Origin of the sequence: Arenimonas sp. (assembly GCF_047602345.1) — a bacterium.
GTDB lineage: Bacteria > Pseudomonadota > Gammaproteobacteria > Xanthomonadales > Xanthomonadaceae > Arenimonas.
The window spans coordinates 445,089-463,726 of sequence record NZ_JASGHN010000010.1 but is presented as its reverse complement, the minus strand read 5'-3'; the positions used below and the strand labels follow the sequence as shown (position 1 = coordinate 463,726).

Sequence of the window (18,638 nt, the reverse complement as noted above, 5' to 3'; positions counted from 1 at the left end):
GCGCGCACTCTAGCTCAGGGCGCCTTGCGCAGCAGTGCGTAGAAGAAGCCGTCCATGCCGTCCTCGCCCGGGAATCGCTGCCGCCCGGAACCCGCCGCATGGCCGTAGTGCGCAGGAAGCTCGACGGCCTGCGCCTCCGGGCGGCGGCGCAGGAAGGCATCGACCTGAGCCTGATTCTCGGCCTTGAGCAGCGAACAGGTCGCGTACAGCAGATGGCCGCCGGGAACGAGAGTGGTCCAGAGGGCATCGAGCAAGCGCGCCTGCAGCGCGACCAGCGCGTCGATGTCCTGCGGGCGACGATGCCATTTGATGTCGGGCTGGCGCCGGATGATGCCCGTCGCCGAACAAGGGGCATCGAGCAGGATCGCGTCGAACGCACGCCCGTCCCACCACGACGCGGTGGCGGTGGCATCGGCGGCCAGCAGGCGCACCCGCTCCGATGCCAGCCCCAGGCGTTGCAGGTTGTCCTCGATCTTGCGCAGGCGGCGCGCATCCACATCGATGGCGTGGAGTTCGCCGTCCTTGCCCAGGCGCGTCGCGAGTTGTGCGGTCTTGCCGCCGGGCGCAGCGCAGGCATCGAGCACGCGCGCATCCATGGCGAAAGGCAAAGCCTCGCCGGCAAGTTGCGCGGCACCATCCTGCACGCTGATCTCGCCCTCTCGCCAGCCTGGCAGCACGTCCGGCGCGCGCATGTCGTCCAGTCGCAACGCCGCTTGCGGGAATGCCGGCGCCATCGCATCCACGCTCTCCCGCGACAATTGCTGGCGATAGGCCTCGCGCGAAATCCTGTTCGTGTTCACGCGCAACCAGAAGGGCGCAGGACGATTGTTCGCGTCGGCGATCTCTTCCAGCCGCGTCGGCCAGTCCTCGCGCAGCGCCTGCAGCAACCATTCCGGGTGCGAGGTCCGCTCACCGAGCCCGGCGGGCTCCGGCCATGGGTCGCGCGTGGCGCGGCGCAGGATCGCGTTGACCAGGCCCACCTGCGATACGCGATCGAGATGGCGCGCCGCTTCCGCCGTCGCAGCCACCGCCGCGTAAGCGGACAGACCGAGTTCGTCAAGTTGGGCCAGGCCCGCCAGCAACAGGCAATGCGTCGCGTAGTCGCGTTTCGGCAGCGGCTTGGCCAACCAGGAGGCCAACACCGCGTCGTAGCGACGACGATGGCGCAAGGCGGCGAAACAGATCGCTTCTAGCAGGGAACGGTCGCGCGCGTCGGGAATAGTCGGCAGGCGCTCGGCCAGCACCGCCTTCAGCGAGCGCCCATCGCCCAACACGGCCGCCAGCGACAGCGCCGCCTGCGCGCGCAGGCCCGCGCCGGCATCGCTCATGCTTTCCTCAGGGCCGGTTGCGCGTTGAGGTAGTCGGCGGACGACATCGGTCGGCCGCCTTCGCGCTGCACGCGCAACAGGCGCAACGCGCCTTCGCTGCAGGCGATGTCGACGCCGGCCTTGCTCGCGGCCAGCACTTTTCCCGATGGCTGGTTGTGCGTGAGCGGAAGTGAAGTCGCGGCATGGATGCGCAGGCGCTCGCCGGCGACCATCGCCTCGCTCACCGGCCAGGGGTTGAACGCGCGCACTTTTCGCGCGAGCCGCTCCGACGGTTCGTTCCAGTCCAGGCGCGCTTCGGCCTTTTCCAGCTTGTGCGCATAGGTCACGCCTTGCTCCGCCTGCGCACGCGGCAAGGGCCGGATGCCGGCGCGCAGCAGGCGAAGGCCGTCTTCCAGTACTTCGGCGCCCTTCTCCGCCAGGCGGTCGTGCAGGCTGCCGCCGGTATCGTCGGACTCGATGGCGATCGCCTGCGACAGGATGACCGGCCCGGTATCCAGCCCCTTGTCCATCTGCATCAGGCAGATGCCGGTCTGGGTATCGCCGGCTTCGATCGCTCGCTGGATCGGCGCCGCGCCGCGCCAACGCGGCAGCAGCGAAGCATGCACGTTCCAGCAGCCATAACGCGGGATATCCAGCACCGACTGCGACAGGATCAACCCATAGGCGACAACGATCATCAGATCGGGCTGGAAGGCGCGCAATTGGGCGCGGGCCTGGGCCGACTTGAAACTCTCGGGCTGGAACACGGGGATACCGCGCGCCATCGCCACTTGCTTGACCGGCGAAGCGGCCAGCTGCCTGCCACGCCCGGCCGGACGGTCCGGCTGGGTGTAAACGGCGACGACTTCGGCCGAGCGCAACGCCGCGAGCAGGGAGGCGACGGCGAATTCCGGCGTGCCGGCGAAAACGACCCGCAGGGCCATCAGGCAGCGTCTTCGCCGGCGAGCTTGCGCTGTTTCGCGAGTTTCTTGCGCACGAGATCGCGCTTCAGCGGCGACAGGTAGTCGACGAACACCTTACCGTCCAAATGATCGATCTCGTGCTGGATGCAGACCGCGAGCAGGCCGTCGGCTTCGAGTTCGAACGACTGGCCGTCGCGATCCAGCGCCCGCACACGAATGCGGTTGTAGCGGGTGACGTCGGCGAAAATGCCCGGCACGGACAGGCAGCCTTCCTGATAGACCTGACTGCCGTCGCGCTCGAGGATCTCCGGATTGATGAAGACCAGCGGCTGGCTATGGTCCTCGCTGATATCGAGCACGAGCAGGCGCCGGTGATAGTTCACCTGGGTCGCGGCCAGTCCGATTCCGGGGGCCGCGTACATGGTTTCGAACATGTCCGCGATGCGCTCGCGCAAGGCGTCGTCAACGCTTTCCACCGGCTTGGCCACGGTGCGAAGACGGGGGTCCGGGAATTCCAGGATGGGCAACTTGGCCATGGCGATACGGGGGCCGCGAGGGGGCAAAAGGGGTCGAGGCCGCCATTGTAGCGCCCCCGGCTTGCAATCTGCTCCCGGATTTGGGCTATAGTTCAGGCGCTTGCCTCGGGGAATCAGGTGGATAGCAGCCATGCTTAAACGGCTTCCTGCAGTTTTGACTGCCATGCTTTTGACCGTTGCCACCTATGCCATCGCGGCTGAGGTGCGTAACGACCATCCCACGACCTATACGGTCCAACGTGGCGATACCCTTTGGGATATCGCCGGGCGCTTCCTGAAGAAGCCTTGGCTGTGGCCGGAAATCTGGCAGGCCAATCCTCAGGTCAAGAACCCGCATCTCATTTATCCGGGCGATGTGCTCAGCCTCGTTTATGTGAACGGTCGCGCCCAGGTCCGTTCCGACGGCCCGCGCGTCGGCGAAGCGATCGACACGATTCCGCTGTCGAAGATCCAGCCGTTCCTGAAACAGCTGACCGTCGTCAACGAGATCAAGGACCTGCCCTATGTGCTGGGCCTTGAGGAAGATCGCCTGCTCACCAGCGCCGGCCAGGTCGTCTATGTGCGCGGCATGGGTGGCGCGCAGCCGGGACAGCTGGTCAGCATCGTGCGTCCGATCGTCGTATACGGCGTCGGCGCAGCGGTGTTCGGCGACGACACGAACTATTCGCGCGCCGGCGTTTCGCAGCTGAACTTCCGCGGCAAGGAAGACCATCACCACTGGAGCTCGGTCGAACCGCTGTCCAAGCGCGAACGCCACGGCAAGGTCCTCGGTTACGAACTGATGCGCCATGCCACCGGCGAAGTGATGCGCGTGCAGGGCGAAGTGACGGTGTTGCTGCTGCGCGACGAAGGCCGCGACGTGCGCGTCGGCGACCGCATCATGCCGCTGGAAACCGCGCCCTACGATTCGCGCTTCATGCCGCATCCGCCGGCGAGCCTGCCGCCGGGCGCGAAAGTGCTGGCGGTGGCCGACGGCGATTCGATCGCCGGCCCGAATCAGATCGTGGCGCTCAACGTCGGCACCCGCAACGGCATCGACAACGGCACGGTTTTCTCGATGTGGCACGAAGGGCCGACGCGTCCCGACAACGTCAAGTGGAACGACAAGTTGACGTCCATGCGCGACAAGGTCGAGATGCCGGACGACTATCTTGGCCACGTGATGGTTTTCCGCAGCTTCGACAACGTCAGCTACGGCTTGGTGATGGAGAGCATCCGTCCCACCAAGGTCAACGATGTGCTGAGACATCCTGACGCTACCGAGTAATGTTTTCCGACATCGCGGCGCCTAGGGGCGCCGCGATGCTTTTGGGGCATGGAAAACATCCGCGCCCTGCTCGAACTCGTCCGCGGCGACCTGCCCTCGTCGATCCTGCGCGCCGCGCTCGAGCGACATGGCGACGCCGAGCGCGCGCTGGCCGAAAGCAGCGCCGGTCGCGCCATGTCGACCGACGCGCGCCGAATCGATGCCGATCTCGCCTGGCTCGCTGGTCCGCATCGCCGCCTGATCGCCTGGCATCACGCCGACTATCCGCCCTTGTTGCGGCATGGTCCCTGTCCACCCGCCGCGATCTTCGTCGAAGGCGATGTTCGACTACTGGCCTGCGCCCAGGTCGCGATCGTGGGCAGTCGTCGTCCCAGCGCCGGCGGGTGCGACAACGCCCGGCGCTTCGCCGCCGAACTGGCCGACGCGGGCCTGGCGATCAACAGCGGCTTGGCCGAAGGCATCGACACGGCTGCGCACGAAGCGGCACTGCGCCGCGGAAGAACCATCGCCGTCGTCGCCACCGGTCTCGACCTCGCCTATCCCGCCAGCAATGCCAAGCTGATGCGCCGCATCGCAACCGAGGGCGTCGTTCTGAGCGAGCACCCGCCGGGAACCTCGGCGATCCGCCAGCACTTTCCCAGTCGCAACCGGCTCATCGCCGGCCTGTCGCTTGGAATCCTGGTGGTGGAAGCGGCACAACGCTCGGGTGCGTTGATCACCGCCCGTCTGGCCGGCGATGCCGGTCGTGAAGTCTTCGCACTACCAGGCTCCATCCACAATCCGATGGCGCGCGGCTGCCATCGCCTGATCCGCGAGGGAGCGACCCTGGTCGAATCTCCCTCGGAAATCGTCGAAGCACTGATGCCCTTCGCCGCCCGTCTGGAACAGCCCTTGTCGGCGGCGTCCGACGCGATTCCGGCCAGCCTCACGCCCGACACGAAGACCCAGCAACGACTCTGGAAAGCCCTGGGCCACGACCCCGTCACAATTGACCAATTGGCGGCTCGGACAGGATTGACCTTGGCTTGCCTTGCCCCCATGCTGCTGACCATGGAGCTGGACGGGCGTGTCCAGGCCGAGCATGGCCGTTATGCCCGACGCCCCTAGATCTTCCCCCGAGTGCCGGGGACCGGCACAAGCGATAGGGTGATGAAAGAAGAAACCATACTCAACGTCCTTCTCTACCTTTTCGAACATTACTTCTACGACGACCCCGATGCCGTCCGGGATCGCGACTCCCTCCAGAACGGCCTGATCCAGGCCGGCTTCAGCCCCAGCGAGATCAACAAGGCGTTCGATTGGCTGGACGAGCTCTCCCAGCAGCGGCCCTCCACGGCCGTGGCACGGGTCGGTGGCCCGGTGCGCGTGTTCGTGCAGGGCGAACTCGACCGGCTCGATAGCGAGTGCCGGGGCTTCCTGATGTTCCTCGAGCAGCAAGGCGTCATCGACGCCGACCAGCGCGAGCTGGTGCTCGATCGCGTGATGGCGCTCGACCAGGAAGAGGTTGATGTGGATGACCTCAAATGGGTCGTGCTGATGGTCCTGTTCAACCAACCGGGTGCCGAAGCGGCTTTCGCCTGGATCGAAAGCCAGATTTTCGGGGACGAGCCCGAACCCGTACACTGAGAAGGTCGGGGAATGAATACGAACCCGCCGCAAGGCGGGTTTTTTACGCGTGGGGACGCGAAGAGCCATGGACGCAAGCAGCTGGTTTTACGTCGATCGCAACGGTCAGCGTCAGGGGCCGGTGACAGCGCACGCCATTCGCGAAGCGTATCGACAACGATCCATCGACGGCGAAACCCTGATCTGGCGCGAGGGCATGAGCGATTGGCTGGCGTTGCGCCAGTTCGAAATCGAGTTCGACCTGGACGATCTGGATGTCGTGGCCGAACCGCCGCCGGTCCCGACCGCCGCGCCGACCGCGATACCCGCGGCAATGCCGCCGCCGGCGAAGAAGGGCAATGGCTGCCTGCTCATCGGCATCATCCTGCTGGTGGGCGCCATCGTGCTCATGGCCATCCTCGCCGCTATCGCCATTCCGCAATATCAGGAGTACGTCGCACGGGCGCAGGCCGCCGAGGCGATGGCGCTCGGCAATTCCCTCAAGCCGTCGATCGAGCAGGCTCATGCGCAGAACGGCGTCTGCCCAACCAATGGCAGCGAAGGCTTCGGTCCGCCGGCGAGCTATGCCGGTCGCTACGTCGGGAACGTGCGCTTGGGCGTGCTGCCGAACGGCAGCTGCGCGGTGCAAGTACAGTTCGGCGACCAGGCCACCCAGGCCATTCGCGGCCGGTCGATCGTGCTCGAAGCGATGCCTGGCGAGCCAGGGGCGATGAGCTGGACCTGCAGCGGACCCGACATGCCGCCGAAGCTGCTGCCCTCCGGTTGCCGCTGAGGCCAGCGCCGAATCACCCGACCTGCTGGAGCGCAATTGAATGAGCCAGGCCCTCTGGTACTACGTAGATCGCCAGGAACAGCGACATGGGCCGATGGCCGCCCAGGTGATCCGCGACGCCTATCGCCGCGGTCAGCTGGACGACGAAACCCTGGTGTGGCGCGAAGGCATGGGCGAGTGGCAGGCGCTGAAACGGGTCGGGAGCGAACTCGGCCTCGACGACCTGCCCGCGATGCCTTTGCCGTCGCCAGCGCCCGACGGCGCTTCGCCCTATGCCCCGCCATCGGCCGCCGTCGCGAGGCAGACAACCAACTACGTCGGTGGTGGCGACGTCGTCTACGCCGGCTTCTGGCGCCGCTGGGCCGCCTGGGTGGTCGACACCTTCCTGGTGACGATGGCGTACTACGTGGTCCTGATGATCGTGGTGATGGGCTTCGGTTTCGGCTTCGGCGCCTTCGATCCGTCCTCGGCCACGGGGCAGCTGGGCGTCTTTCAGATCGTCACGATGCTCGCGGTCTACGTCACCGGCCCGATCCTGAGCGCCCTGTACTACGTGTACCAGGAATCGTCGGAGGCCCAGGCGACCCTGGGCAAGCGCCTGTTCGGCATCAAGGTCACCGACGCCGACGGGCATCGCCTGGGCCGGAAACATGCCCTGGGCCGCTGGGCCAGCCACCTGCTGTGCTATGTGACGATCTATATCGGCTACCTGGTGGTCGCCTTCACGGACCGGAAACAGGGCCTGCACGACATGGCCGCCAGCACGCTGGTGGTCGACCAATGGGCCTATACGAGCCGGCCGGACCTGCAGAAACGCGAGCTCGGCGGCTGCCTGATCGCCTTCATCGTCGTGGTTTTCGGCGGCAGCGTGCTCAGCGTCATCGCCTTCTTCGCCATGCTGGCGGCCCTGGGCGGCGCGAGCTGGCGCTGAGCCCGGCGCCCGGACTGGCTTGACAGCTCCAGCCATTCGGGAGACTTAATAAATAAAGGGCCCGCGGTTTAAGCGGGCCTTGCCGTCTGTCGCCCCGGTTCGGCCGGGGGACTGGAACGGGGGCCGGACCGCCCTCATTGATAGCCGGGCGCCGCGTTGGCGCACCGTTCACCGCAATTGCGGAGCATTGCCAGCATGGCCAAGAACCTGCTCATCGTCGAATCCCCCGCCAAGGCCAAGACGATCAACAAATACCTGGGCAAGGACTTCACCGTCCTGGCCTCCTACGGCCACGTCCGCGATCTCGTGCCCAAGGAGGGGGCGGTCGACCCCGAGCGCGATTTCGCCATGCGCTACGAGCTGATCGAAAAGAACGAGAAGCATGTCGAAGCCATCGCCCGCGCCGCCCAATCGGCCGACGCCATCTTCCTGGCGACCGACCCGGATCGCGAAGGCGAAGCGATCAGCTGGCATATCGCCGAAATCCTGAAGGAGCGCCGCTTGCTGCAGGGCAAGCCGCTCAATCGCGTCGTCTTCACCGAGATCACGCCGCGCGCGATCCAGGAAGCCGTTGCCCATCCGCGCAAGATCGCCGGCGACCTGGTCGATGCGCAGCAGGCACGACGCGCGCTGGACTATCTGGTCGGCTTCAACCTCTCGCCGGTGCTGTGGCGCAAAGTGCAGCGCGGCCTGTCCGCTGGCCGCGTGCAGTCGCCGGCGCTGCGCATGATCGTCGAACGCGAGGAGGAGATCGAAGCCTTCGTCGCCCGCGAATACTGGAGCGTGGAAGCCGAACTCTCGCATCCGCAGCAGCCGTTCACCGCGCGACTGGTCAAACTCGATGGCCAGAAATTCGAACAGTTCACCCTCACCGACGGCAAGTCGGCCGAAGCCGCGCGCCAACGCCTCGTCGCCGCCGCCGGCAATGCGCTGCACGTCACCGACGTCAGCAGCAAGGAGCGCAAGCGTCGTCCGGCGCCGCCGTTCATCACCTCGACCTTGCAGCAGGAGGCCGCGCGCAAGCTCGGTTTCTCGACCTCGCGCACGATGCGCGTGGCGCAGAAGCTGTACGAAGGCGCCGCGCTCGGCGAAGAAGGTACGGTCGGCCTGATCAGCTACATGCGTACCGACTCGGTGCATCTGTCGCAGGAAGCGGTCGCGGAAATGCGCGACGTCATCGCCCGCGACTACGGCACGCAGGCCGTGCCCGACAAGCCGAACGTGTACAAGTCGAAGTCGAAGAACGCGCAGGAAGCGCACGAAGCCATTCGCCCCACCTCGGCGCTGCGCACGCCGGCCCAGGTCGCGCGTTTCCTGACCGACGACGAGCGCCGCCTGTACGAACTGATCTGGAAGCGCGCCGTCGCTTCGCAGATGCTGCCGGCGACCCTGAACACCGTGTCGGTGGAACTCGCTGCAGGCAGCGAACACGCTTTCCGCGCCAGCGGTACCACCATCGTCGATCCCGGCTTCCTGGCCGTTTACGAAGAGGGCAAGGACGCGAAGACCGCCGAGGACGACGACGAAGGCCGCAAGCTGCCGCCGATGAAACTCGGCCAGAACGTGCCGCTCGCTTCCATCCACACGGACCAGCATTTCACCGAACCGCCGCCGCGCTATTCCGAAGCCTCGCTGGTGAAGGCGCTGGAGGAATACGGCATCGGCCGGCCGTCGACCTACGCCAGCATCATCCAGGTGCTGCTGGGTCGCGAGTACGTGCTGCTCGACAACCGCCGCTTCCGTCCGACCGACGTCGGACGCGCCGTGGCGAAATTCCTGACCGGACGGTTCGCCCGTTACGTCGACTACGACTTCACCGCCAAGCTCGAGGACGAGCTCGATGCGGTGTCGCGCGGCGAAGAGGAATGGGTGCCGCTGCTGCAGAAATTCTGGAAACCGTTCAAGCAGCAGGTCGACGCGGAAGGCGAACAGCCGCGCGGCGAAGAGACCGGCCGCCTGCTCGGCCCCGACCCGGAAACCGGCAAGCCGGTGACGGCGCGCATCGGCCGTTATGGCCCGATGGTGCAGATCGGCACGGCTGAGGACGAAGAGAAGCCGCGCTTCGCATCGCTGCGCCCTGGCCAGAGCATCTACACCCTGACCCTGGAAGAAGCGCTCAAGCTCTTCGGCCTGCCGCGCAAGCTCGGCCTGGACGAAGGTCGCGAGGTCAGCGTCGGCGTGGGCCGCTTCGGCCCCTTCGCCAAGCGCGGCGACACCTACGCCTCGCTTCCGAAGGAAGAAGACCCCTACACGATCGGTTTCGAGCGCGCGCTGCAACTGGTGCGCGAGAAGGAACAGGCCATCGCCAACCGGCTGATCAAGAGCTTCCCCGGCACGGACATCCAGATCGTCAACGGCCGCTTCGGTCCCTACATCACCGATGGCGAGAAGAACGGCAAGATCCCGAAGGATCGCGAGCCGGCCTCGCTGACGCAGGCCGAGTGCGAGGCCCTGCTGGCCGCCGGCAAACCGGTACGCAAGGGCTTCGGACGCAAGGCCGTCGGCAAGAAGGCGACGAAGAAAGCGGTCGTGAAGAAACCGGCATCGGTCGACGCGACGGACGCGAAGCCGGCGAAGAAAGCCGTCAAGAAGGCCACGAAAAAGACCGCCAAGAAGGCGACGAAAAAGGCGGCCAAGAAAACCGCCAAGGCCACGAAGAAAGCGGCGCCGAAAAAGGCGGCCTGAACGCCGTCGGACGGCCAGCTGAACCGGTCGTCGGGCTTCAGCCGGCGACCGCTGGCGGCGCTGGCCGACCCGTCGCACAATCCGCCGCATGTCCCTGTTGCGTCTCACGGTCGCATCGCTGCTGCTGGTATTGGCCGGCTCGGCGGGCGGTGCCGGCAACGACACCGTCACGGTGTACCGCTGCGTCGATGCCAAGGGTCGCGTGACCTTGCAGGACGATCCTTGTCCGGCGGGCACGCAGTCGAGCACACGGCAGATGCAGCGGCCGAAGGACGCGCCGGCCAAACCCGCGCCACCGCCACCGGCCAAACCCGAACCCGAGCCCGTCGTGGAGCGCCGCCGCGCGCCGCCGCTTCTTCTTTCGCCGCCGCCGATGTACCGCTGCACGAGTTATGACGGCATCGAACGCTATAGCGAAAGTTACGACCCGAATCCGCGCTGCGAGCCGATGGTGTTGTACTACGATTCGCGGCAACTCGGCCCGGAGCTGTCGCGCGCCTGCCAGTGGGTCGAGGATTCCTGCGTCCGCCTGAGCGACGAGCAGGCCTGCGAGGTCTGGAGGAAGAAGCGCAAGGAAGCGCAATCGGCTTCCCTGCATGCGTTCAGCGATACTGCGACCTATCGCAAGTCCGAAGTGCAGCGCATCGGCCAGATCGTCGACGAGAGCTGCCCCTGAGGCGCCGCCCGGCGCGATCAGAACCCGTAGCGCAGGAAGCCGCCGTCGACGGCGATGCATTCGCCGGTCACGTAGCTGGCGGCGGGCAGACAGAAGAAGGCGACCGCTGCCGCGACCTCTTCCGGCTCGCCGATGCGCCGCATCGGCGTGCGGGCGATGACCTCGTCGAAGTATTCCGGCTGCGACAGGGCGCCCGACGTACGTCGCGTGCGGATGTACCAGGGCGCGACCGCATTCACGCGCACGCCGTCCTCGGCCCACTCGCAGGCGAGGTTCTTCGTCAGCTGGTGCAAGGCCGACTTGCTCATGCCGTAGGGCGCGCCGGTGCGCACATGCGTCAGCCCCGATACGCTGCCGACGTTGACGATGCTGGAACTGGCGTGCTGGCTGAGCATCGGGAAGGCGAAACGCGACAGCTCGAAGGCCGCGAACAGGTTGGTCTCGAAAATCGCGCGCCACTCCTCTTCGGAGTAGTCCATGCTCGGTTTGCGCTGGTTCGTGCCGGCGTTGTTGACCAGCACCTGCAGGCCGCACCCCAGGTCCTCGACCCAATCGAAGATCTCGCGGCGTTGCTCCGCATCGCCGACATCCGCAGCGAAATGCCGCACGGCATCCTCGCCGAACTGCTCGGCCAGCTCGCCCGCCGTCGCCGCCAATTGCGCCTCGTCGCGCGCGACGATCAGCACCTCGGCGCCCAGACCGAGCAGCTCGGCGGCGATCGCGCGGCCGATGCCCAGGCTGGCGCCGGTCACCAGGGCCGTCTGCCCGTCCAGTCGCCAACGGTTCGCCGCCATCGTCCTTCTTCCTTTCGCCTGCGCAGGGCCTTCGGAGTAGCATAACCGCAGCGCCCATCCGAGGAATCGCCATGCGTCTCTCGCCGATCCATGTCGCCCTGTCCTGCCTGCTGTTGACGGCCTGTTCGGATCCGCCTCCCGGCGAGGAAAGCGCGCTGGACCAGCGCGCGCGCAAGGCCACGGAAATGCGCGACACGATGCAACGCCCGATCGACAAGGCCAAGACCGCCGACGACGCGCAGAAGAAAGCGGCGGAAGACCAGCGCAAGGCGCTGGAGGACCAGGGCGGTTGATCGCGATCCGCGGTCCGCTCAAAGAAAAACGCCGGGGATTCCCCGGCGTTTTTTCTTGAGTCGCGATCGCCTGGTTCGCGGCGATCAAAGCCCGCAGAAGCAGTGGGCGACGGTGCGGATCGGCGCCGTGCCGTTGCCGCCTTGCAACCAGGCCAGTTCGCGCGTCACGCGCTCGCTGGCATCGCGGCCCAGCAGACCCGGCACCGGGCCTAGGCTGCGCATCATCGCCGCCGTGCGCGCATTGCGGCTCAGGTCGAGGAAGAACTGGTCGATCGGCGAGACCTGTGGCTCGACATAGCGCACCTCGTACTTGTCCTTCTCGAGCTTGGCCAGCTTGGCCGCTTCCGCTTGCGCCTCGCGCAAACCGCCGAGCGCATCGACCAGTCCACGCTCCTTGGCCTGGGCGCCGCTCCAGACGCGCCCGCGTGCGACTTCGTCGATCTTTTCCGGCTGGCTGTCGCGCGCCTTCGCCACCATGCCGATGAACTGCGCATAGCCATGGTCGATAACCGACTGGATGATCGCGCCGGCATTCGGATCGAGCGGGCGGGTGATGTCGAAGGCGCCCGCCAAGGGCGTGGTGCCTACGCCGTCGCTATGCACGCCGATCTTCTCCAGCGCGCGCGGCGCGCTCATCCACAGGCCGAAGATGCCGATGGAACCGGTGATCGTCGACGGATCGGCGTAAATGCGGTCTGCATTCATCGAGATCCAGTAGCCGCCGGACGCCGCCACATTGCCCATCGACACGACGACGGGCTTGCCCGCCTCGCGCATCAACGCGACTTCACGACGGATCTGTTCCGACGGGAACACGCCGCCGCCGGGGGAATCCACCCGCAATACCATCGCCTTGACGTTCTCGTCCTCGCGCGCACTGCGGATCAGCTCCGCCGTCGATTCGCCGCCGACCGTCCCCGGCGCCTGCTTGCCATCGACGATCTCGCCCGAGGCCACGACGATCGCGACCTGGTCGCCGCTGGCGATCAGCGAGTTCGCCGGGCCGAGCTGGCGCAGGTAGGCGTTGAGGTCGATCTGGCGGAAGCTGCCGCGCTCCTCGTCGAACGCGCCGCGCTCGGACAACAGCTCTTCGATCTGGTGCGGCGTCTTCAGCGCATCGACCAGCTTGGTATCGAGCGCGAGCTGGGCGATGTCGCCCTTGGCCGCCTGCACGCGCTCCGGCATCGCCGCGACGAAGGCGACGAGCTGCTCGCGACTGAGCTTGCGCGCGCTGGCGATGTCGTCGAGGTAGCGGTTCCACAGGTCGTTCATCCAGAACAGGTCGGCTTCGCGCGACTCCGCCGACGCCGCATCGAGGATGTAGGGTTCCGCCGCCGACTTGTATTCGCCGACGCGGAACAGGTGCACGTCGACGCCGAGCTTTTCCTGCAGGGCCTGACGGTAGTACAGGCGATAGCGGCCGAGCCCTTCGAGCAGGACCATGCCGCTGGGGTCCAGATAGACTTCGTCGGCCTGCGCCGCGAGGTAGTATTGTTTTTGCTCGATGCCGGCGCCATAGGCGATCACCTGCTTGCCGGCGGAACGGAAGTCGCGCAGGGCCGCTCCGAGTTCGCGCAGCGCCGCGAAACCGGGCACGCCGAATCCGTCGGTCAGCAACACGATGCGATCGATGCGCTTGTCGTCCTTGGCCGCCGAGATCGCGCGCGTCAGGTCGCGCAACTGGATCTCGCGCTCCGGGTTGCCGCTGGCCTGGGCGAAGGCGCGCTCGATCGGCGCGCTGGTGTACTGCTCGACCAGGGTTCCCTTGAGATCGAGCACGAGTGCGGTCTTGTCGCGCAACGGCCCGTAGCCGCTATTGCCGCTGCTGGCGGAGAACGCGGCACCGACCAGGGCCAGGAAGACCAGCAGCAAGAAGCCCATGATCAGGTTGAAGAAAAGGTGGTTGGCGAAATCGACGAAACGCCAAAGCCCGACGAGGAAACTCCAGACCGGATTCGGCCTGGCTTGCGACTGATTCATGGGGAAACTCCGAAAATCTCTGGCCAAAGAATAACCGCTGGCCGGTGAACGCCGCATGCGCCACAGGTCATTGCGTGACCATCGTCGGCCGCCGGGCCAAGCGCCAGAAACGCAGCGTCAGCAGGCTCGCGGCGACGCTCAGGCCTACGATCAGGCCCAGCCAGAGGCCCGGCGCCCGTCCTTCCAGATGCAGGCCGAACCAGGCGCCCAGGGGCAGGCCCAGCCCCCAATACGCAAGCACGGTGATCAACATCGGTATGCGGGTGTCCTTCAGGCCGCGCAAGGCACCGGCGGACAAAGCCTGGATGCCGTCCGGATACTGGAACACGGCCGCGTACGCCATCAGGGTGACGGCCAACGCGATAGTGGCGGGATCGTCGGTCAGGAGCCGGGCCAGCCAGTAGCCGCCGAACATCAAGGCCAGTGCCGAAAGCGTTTGCGTGACGAACACGAGGCCATAGCCCGCCAGACCGGCCCAGCGCACGGCCGAAGCGTCGCCAGCGCCCTGGGCATGGCCGACGCGCACCGTCGTGGCCATCGCGATGCCCAGCGGCAACATGAAACTGGCGCTCGCCCAGTTCAACGCGACCTGGTGCGCCGCGACATCGAGCGCACCGAGCCGACCGATCAGCAGCGCGGTGGCGACGAACAGGCTGCCTTCCATGAAGATCGACACGCCCATGGGCAGTCCGAGCGCGAGCAGTTCGCGAATCGGTTTCCACTGCGGCAGCGGCCAGCGCTCGAACAGATGCAGGTCGGCGAAACGCGGCGAACGATGCAGGTAGTACAGGAACCCGATCGCCTGCAGCCAGAGCACCAGCGCCGTCGCATAACCGAGGCCGGCCGCGCCGAGTTCGGGCAAGGGTCCGACACCGAACATCAGCGCATAACCGATCGGTGCGAGCAGTACGAGGCCACCGACGCCGAACACCATCGTCGGGATGGTCCACGCGAGGCCTTCGCTGAGGAAGCGGAAACTGAAATACAGGGCCAGCGCCGGCGCGCCGTACGACAAGGCCTGCAGAAACGCCGAGGCCTCCGGCAGCACCTCGGCGGTGATGCCGAAGTAGGCCAGGAACAACGGCGCGGCACGCACCAGCGCCAGCATCGACAGGCCCAGGCCCAGGGCCAGCCACACGGCCTGCTGCCAGAGTGCGGCGATCTCGCCGCGACGATCCGCACCGTTGAGCTGCGACACCGAAGGCGGGATCGCCATCAGCACGCCGATGCAGACCAGCAGCACGACCGACCACAGGGCGCTGCCGACGGCGACGGCGGCCAGCGTCGTCGGGTTGTAGTGGCCGGCCAGGGCCGAGTCGACGAGATTCATCGCCACGGCGGCGAACTGCCCCGCCACCATGGGCAGGGCGAGCACGAGGCTGACCCGCATCTCGCGCAACAGTCGTGCGCGGCGGTGTTCGTTGTGACTCATGGAGGAAGGCAGGGCCGATTTCTGTCGTTATATTAGCCGCATTCGCCCAGGGGCCCCGAATGTCCGAACCGACCGCCACTCCCGCCGTCTCGGAACCTGCGCGGCCGCGTCGCTGCGAAAACTGCGGCGCCCAGCTGTTGGGCGAGCACTGTTACGCCTGCGGCCAGTCCACCCGCGGCCTGGTACGGCATTTCTCCAGCATCATGGGCGACTTCTTCGACACGGTGCTGAACATCGACTCGCGCGTAATCCGGACGATCTGGCCGCTGTTCGCCAAACCGGGCTACCTGACGATGGAGTACATCGCCGGCCGCCGCGTGCGCTACGTGACGCCAGTGCGGCTGTTCTTCTTCCTGACCATCGTGATGTTCTTCGCCATCCACGGCAGCCTCGAGGTCGGCGACGACGGCGACGTGAAAGGCGTACAGGTCGGCGCCGCGCGCGAGGGCGACAGCATCGCGAACGCGATGACGGTGGCCGAACTCGAGAAGGCTCTGGCCGCCAGCCGCGAGGCCCTGCAGAAGACGCGGGAGAGCGTCGCCGGCACGCCCGGCGCGACCGTCGGCATCGACGTGGCGCTGGAGAAGATCGAGGAACGCGGCCGCGAACGTCTGGAATACCTGAAAGCCGTCGAAGCGGCGAAGGCGGCCGGCAAGCCGCCGCCGAAAGAGCCTCGCGGCGAATCGCTGAACTTCCCGGTGAACGGCAAGAACTGGGATCCGGACAGCAATCCGATCAACTTCGGCTGGCTGCCGGCCGCGGCGAACCGCTCGCTGAACGAACGCATGCGGCATGCGCGCGACGAAATGGATCGCGGCGACAGCGAGAAGACCATCGTCGATGCGATCTTCCGCGTGCTGCCCCAGGCCTTGTTCGTGCTGATGCCGATCTTCGCCTTGCTGCTCAAGGCGTTCTTCGTGCTCAAGCGCCGCCTGTACATGGAGCATCTGCTGGTGGCATTGCACAGCCACAGCTTCATGGCGCTCGACCTGACCCTGATCGTGGCCCTCGCCACCCTGCAGGAATGGCTGTTTCCCGAGTCCGGGTTCTTCAACGGCCTGCTCGGCTGGGGCATCGCCTTGCTCAGCCTGTGGATCCCGCTCTACCTGCTGTTGATGCAAAAGCGCGTCTACGGCCAGGGCTGGCTGATGACGCTGTTCAAGTTCTGGCTGCTGGGCACCGCCTACTCCTTCATGCTCGGCTGCGTGGTCCTGGCCGCGCTCTTCATCGGCCTGCTGACGCTATGAGCCTGGTATACGAGGTGAACCTGAGCGTGCGGCGCGACATCGAGGCCGACTATCGTGCCTGGCTCGATGCGCACGTGCGCGAGATCCTGGCGCTGCCAGGCTTCACCGGCGCGACGGTGTTCGAGCGACGCGAGCCGCCTGCCGCGGATGGCGAATTCTGCCTGTGCGTGCACTACCGCCTGCGCGACGAAGCGGCGCTGGCCGATTACCTGCGCGATCACGCGCCGCGTCTGCGCGCGGACGGCACGGCCCGCTTCGGCGAAAAATTCCGCGCCGACCGGCGCGTGCTGGCGACCTCCGCCGACTACTGAGCGGCGAGCGTCGCGCGCAGCAGGGCCGCACGTTCGCCGGCCGGTGCCTTCAGCAGGCTCTCGCGCAGGCGATCCCGTCGCCTGGCGTCCAGACGGGGAACGAGTTGCGCGAGCAGGGCGCGTTCGTCCGGCGTGAGTTCGCGTAGCACCTGCAGCAGCTGTGGCCGCTCCGCTTCCGGCACGTAGGCGAACAGCACCGTCATGCGTGCCGCGTCGCGGCCGAGTTCGGGGCCCAGCGACCAGGCCAACTGTTCGTCGACCGGCAATTGCGCGAATTCTTCGCGCAAGCGTTGCTGCTCGGCTACGGGTAGCGCGGAGAAGATCGGCGCCGCATCGCGCAGCGTCCGCTTCTCGCTTTCCGGCAGCCGGCGCCAAGCCTCGAATTCGCCGCGTCGGCGCGCGCGTTCGGCCGGCGGCAGGGCCTGCCAACGACGCCATGCCTCGTGCAATCCGGCGCGTTCCTGCGGAGATCGCGCCAACCAGTCGGCCGCGTTGTCCTGCAATGCGCGTCGATCCTCCGGCGGCAATACCGGCCACACGGCTTCGGCGCTGGCGAGCAGGCGGCGTTGCGCCTCGGGCAATGCGGAAAATCCCGCCGTAGCGGCCAGCGCAGCGAACGCGAACGGGATGCATATGACCACCAGCCAGCGGGATTTCACGGTTGCGACTCGCTGGTGTCGGCCGCTTCGGGCACATCCGGCAAGGCAGCGGACTGCGTCACGACGACGGTGCCCCGCCCAGCCAGCCAACTGTGGAACGCAAGCTCGCGCGCCAGGGACGAATCAGCCGCCGGCTGCGCGAGCAAGGCGTAGTCGGGGTCGGTCGCCAGAGCCGCATCGTCGACGGCAGGACTGCCGATACTGGCTTCGGACGGCAACGCTTCCGTCTGTCCGGCGGGCAACTGCGGCGACAACGGCCAGATGAAACTCGCCGCGAACGCGAGCAACAGCACGACCAGCGACGCGATCGCCACCAGACGCCAACGCGGCGATGGCGGCGCGTGTGCGTCCGTCTCCGTCGTCGCATTCGCAGGCTCCGCCTCCGGCGCGATCGTTTCCATCGCCTGTTGTCGCAAGGACGCGATGTCGCTGCCCTGTCGCTCGCTCAGATGCCGGACGCGCTGCTGCAGTTGCTCGCGCAGACCTTCGAGATCGACGCCCTGCTCGCTCAGCCGCGCCAACGCGCGATCGAGCGCGACGCGATACGCGGCCTCGCCGGCACCGAGAGCCTGTGCGGCGTGTTCGAAATCCAGGCCCGCCACCAGGCGCAACAACAGGGCCGAGCGGGGCCCCGGACTGAGCGTGGCCAGCGCGGGTTCCACACGATGGCTTTGCAGCATAGCCGGCTGTCGCACCACGATGGCCCAGAAGCGCATCGGCCATTGCGCCAGGGGCATGGCGTCGGCTTCCGCCACGAACGCGTCCAGCGCCGTCCTCAGGGCGGAGGCGGACGCTTCGGCGTCACCGCATTGGGTGAGCAGGAGAACATAGGCGCGGCGTTCGATGCCGCGAAGGAAGGCCTGCAGCGAGGCCGAAGGGGGGCGATGGGGCACGACCCATTCTAGCGTGGAGCCGAGGCTTGACAGGCTGAACAATGCCTTCACAGCCCGCTATGACGCGGGTTTGCGCGTGGAACGTTGTGCACAGCGCGACGATGTCGATCCGGAACGGTTTTTTCATCCGGCAAAATGCCTTATTGCAATTTCTTCACAGCGCCAAGCCATTGTTTCCTATGGAATATGGCAACTTGGTTAAAAAATCACCAAGGCGTGCCGAAGCGCATTTTCTAAGGGGGTGCGCAACGCCGTCCGCAACCCCTTCCACAGACTTATCCACAGTCTGTGTGGATAAGGGATTTT

At 66.6% G+C, this 18,638-nt stretch carries 18 protein-coding genes; 10 read left to right on the top strand and 8 right to left on the bottom strand.

The window, feature by feature from the left end:
* Positions 1-14: 14 nt before the first annotated feature.
* Genes rsmB through def form a run of 3 tightly spaced genes read right to left on the bottom strand, consistent with a single transcriptional unit; the run spans position 15 to position 2,766 of the window.
* Positions 15-1,328: a 16S rRNA (cytosine(967)-C(5))-methyltransferase RsmB gene (gene rsmB / locus QM707_RS14950; RefSeq protein ID WP_415002675.1), complete on the bottom strand. Its 1,314-nt coding sequence runs from the start codon at positions 1,326-1,328 to the stop codon at positions 15-17.
* Positions 1,325-2,245 carry a methionyl-tRNA formyltransferase gene (fmt, locus tag QM707_RS14945; protein ID WP_415002814.1) on the bottom strand — a complete coding sequence of 307 codons (921 nt, stop codon included), beginning with the start codon at positions 2,243-2,245 and terminating at the stop codon, positions 1,325-1,327. Before fmt ends, rsmB begins: the two co-directional genes overlap by 4 nt.
* Positions 2,246-2,250: 5 nt before the next feature.
* Positions 2,251-2,766 (bottom strand): peptide deformylase, encoded by a 516-nt coding sequence (def, locus tag QM707_RS14940; RefSeq protein WP_415002674.1) that lies wholly within the window; start codon positions 2,764-2,766, stop codon positions 2,251-2,253.
* Between the two features lie 163 nt (positions 2,767-2,929).
* On the opposite strand from def, the gene QM707_RS14935 reads away from it, so the two are divergent.
* From QM707_RS14935 to QM707_RS14905, 7 genes are all read left to right on the top strand, one after another.
* Positions 2,930-4,033, top strand: a complete 1,104-nt coding sequence (locus QM707_RS14935) for a LysM peptidoglycan-binding domain-containing protein (RefSeq protein WP_415002673.1) — start codon at positions 2,930-2,932, stop codon at positions 4,031-4,033.
* Between the two features lie 48 nt (positions 4,034-4,081).
* On the top strand, positions 4,082-5,140 hold the full coding sequence (gene dprA, locus QM707_RS14930) for a DNA-processing protein DprA (RefSeq protein WP_415002672.1): 1,059 nt from the start codon (positions 4,082-4,084) through the stop codon (positions 5,138-5,140).
* A 42-nt stretch (positions 5,141-5,182) separates the two neighbouring features.
* Positions 5,183-5,659, top strand: coding sequence for a DUF494 family protein (locus tag QM707_RS14925; RefSeq protein WP_415002671.1), 477 nt, complete (start codon positions 5,183-5,185; stop codon positions 5,657-5,659).
* A gap of 67 nt (positions 5,660-5,726) precedes the next feature.
* The gene (locus QM707_RS14920; RefSeq protein WP_415002670.1) at positions 5,727-6,431 is read left to right on the top strand and encodes a pilin; all 705 of its coding nucleotides are present in this window, start codon (positions 5,727-5,729) and stop codon (positions 6,429-6,431) included.
* 40 nt (positions 6,432-6,471) lie between these two features.
* Positions 6,472-7,362 (top strand): RDD family protein, encoded by an 891-nt coding sequence (locus tag QM707_RS14915; RefSeq protein WP_415002669.1) that lies wholly within the window; start codon positions 6,472-6,474, stop codon positions 7,360-7,362.
* 195 nt (positions 7,363-7,557) lie between these two features.
* Positions 7,558-10,047 carry a DNA topoisomerase I gene (locus tag QM707_RS14910; RefSeq protein WP_415002668.1) on the top strand — a complete coding sequence of 830 codons (2,490 nt, stop codon included), beginning with the start codon at positions 7,558-7,560 and terminating at the stop codon, positions 10,045-10,047.
* Positions 10,048-10,135: 88 nt separating this feature from the next.
* The gene (locus QM707_RS14905; RefSeq protein WP_415002667.1) at positions 10,136-10,723 is read left to right on the top strand and encodes a DUF4124 domain-containing protein; all 588 of its coding nucleotides are present in this window, start codon (positions 10,136-10,138) and stop codon (positions 10,721-10,723) included.
* 17 nt (positions 10,724-10,740) lie between these two features.
* Here QM707_RS14905 and QM707_RS14900 read toward each other — a convergent pair whose 3' ends face one another.
* Positions 10,741-11,517 (bottom strand): SDR family oxidoreductase, encoded by a 777-nt coding sequence (locus tag QM707_RS14900; protein WP_415002666.1) that lies wholly within the window; start codon positions 11,515-11,517, stop codon positions 10,741-10,743.
* A 71-nt stretch (positions 11,518-11,588) separates the two neighbouring features.
* On the opposite strand from QM707_RS14900, the gene QM707_RS14895 reads away from it, so the two are divergent.
* Positions 11,589-11,810, top strand: coding sequence for a hypothetical protein (locus QM707_RS14895; RefSeq protein WP_415002665.1), 222 nt, complete (start codon positions 11,589-11,591; stop codon positions 11,808-11,810).
* An 84-nt stretch (positions 11,811-11,894) separates the two neighbouring features.
* On the opposite strand, the gene sppA is transcribed toward QM707_RS14895, so the two are convergent.
* Positions 11,895-13,790, bottom strand: a complete 1,896-nt coding sequence (gene sppA / locus QM707_RS14890; protein ID WP_415002664.1) for a signal peptide peptidase SppA — start codon at positions 13,788-13,790, stop codon at positions 11,895-11,897.
* A gap of 67 nt (positions 13,791-13,857) precedes the next feature.
* Entirely contained in the window at positions 13,858-15,222 is a 1,365-nt protein-coding gene (locus QM707_RS14885) for an MATE family efflux transporter (protein WP_415002663.1), read from the bottom strand.
* 59 nt (positions 15,223-15,281) lie between these two features.
* On the opposite strand from QM707_RS14885, the gene QM707_RS14880 reads away from it, so the two are divergent.
* Positions 15,282-16,469: a DUF3667 domain-containing protein gene (locus QM707_RS14880; protein ID WP_415002662.1), complete on the top strand. Its 1,188-nt coding sequence runs from the start codon at positions 15,282-15,284 to the stop codon at positions 16,467-16,469.
* Positions 16,466-16,780, top strand: a complete 315-nt coding sequence (locus QM707_RS14875; RefSeq protein ID WP_415002661.1) for a DUF4286 family protein — start codon at positions 16,466-16,468, stop codon at positions 16,778-16,780. The genes QM707_RS14880 and QM707_RS14875 overlap by 4 nt, the downstream gene beginning before the upstream one ends.
* Here the strand turns inward: QM707_RS14875 and QM707_RS14870 are convergent.
* Complete coding sequence (locus QM707_RS14870; protein WP_415002660.1) at positions 16,774-17,439, bottom strand: DUF3106 domain-containing protein; 666 nt, start codon at positions 17,437-17,439, stop codon at positions 16,774-16,776. The genes QM707_RS14875 and QM707_RS14870 overlap by 7 nt on opposite strands.
* The gene (locus QM707_RS14865) at positions 17,436-18,332 is read right to left on the bottom strand and encodes a sigma factor-like helix-turn-helix DNA-binding protein (RefSeq protein WP_415002659.1); all 897 of its coding nucleotides are present in this window, start codon (positions 18,330-18,332) and stop codon (positions 17,436-17,438) included. The genes QM707_RS14870 and QM707_RS14865 overlap by 4 nt, the downstream gene beginning before the upstream one ends.
* Positions 18,333-18,638: the final 306 nt, after the last annotated feature.

Excerpts from the sequence above, each read along its gene's own strand:
- rsmB (WP_415002675.1), bottom strand. The coding sequence starts at position 1,328 with ATGAGCGATGCCGGCGCGGGCCTGCGCGCGCAGGCGGCGCTGTCGCTG.
- def (WP_415002674.1), bottom strand. The coding sequence starts at position 2,766 with ATGGCCAAGTTGCCCATCCTGGAATTCCCGGACCCCCGTCTTCGCACC.
- QM707_RS14935 (WP_415002673.1), top strand. The coding sequence starts at position 2,930 with ATGCTTTTGACCGTTGCCACCTATGCCATCGCGGCTGAGGTGCGTAAC.
- dprA (WP_415002672.1), top strand. The coding sequence starts at position 4,082 with ATGGAAAACATCCGCGCCCTGCTCGAACTCGTCCGCGGCGACCTGCCC.
- QM707_RS14925 (WP_415002671.1), top strand. The coding sequence starts at position 5,183 with ATGAAAGAAGAAACCATACTCAACGTCCTTCTCTACCTTTTCGAACAT.
- QM707_RS14920 (WP_415002670.1), top strand. The coding sequence starts at position 5,727 with ATGGACGCAAGCAGCTGGTTTTACGTCGATCGCAACGGTCAGCGTCAG.
- QM707_RS14915 (WP_415002669.1), top strand. The coding sequence starts at position 6,472 with ATGAGCCAGGCCCTCTGGTACTACGTAGATCGCCAGGAACAGCGACAT.
- QM707_RS14910 (WP_415002668.1), top strand. The coding sequence starts at position 7,558 with ATGGCCAAGAACCTGCTCATCGTCGAATCCCCCGCCAAGGCCAAGACG.
- QM707_RS14905 (WP_415002667.1), top strand. The coding sequence starts at position 10,136 with ATGTCCCTGTTGCGTCTCACGGTCGCATCGCTGCTGCTGGTATTGGCC.
- QM707_RS14900 (WP_415002666.1), bottom strand. The coding sequence starts at position 11,517 with ATGGCGGCGAACCGTTGGCGACTGGACGGGCAGACGGCCCTGGTGACC.
- QM707_RS14895 (WP_415002665.1), top strand. The coding sequence starts at position 11,589 with ATGCGTCTCTCGCCGATCCATGTCGCCCTGTCCTGCCTGCTGTTGACG.
- sppA (WP_415002664.1), bottom strand. The coding sequence starts at position 13,790 with ATGAATCAGTCGCAAGCCAGGCCGAATCCGGTCTGGAGTTTCCTCGTC.
- QM707_RS14885 (WP_415002663.1), bottom strand. The coding sequence starts at position 15,222 with ATGAGTCACAACGAACACCGCCGCGCACGACTGTTGCGCGAGATGCGG.
- QM707_RS14880 (WP_415002662.1), top strand. The coding sequence starts at position 15,282 with ATGTCCGAACCGACCGCCACTCCCGCCGTCTCGGAACCTGCGCGGCCG.
- QM707_RS14875 (WP_415002661.1), top strand. The coding sequence starts at position 16,466 with ATGAGCCTGGTATACGAGGTGAACCTGAGCGTGCGGCGCGACATCGAG.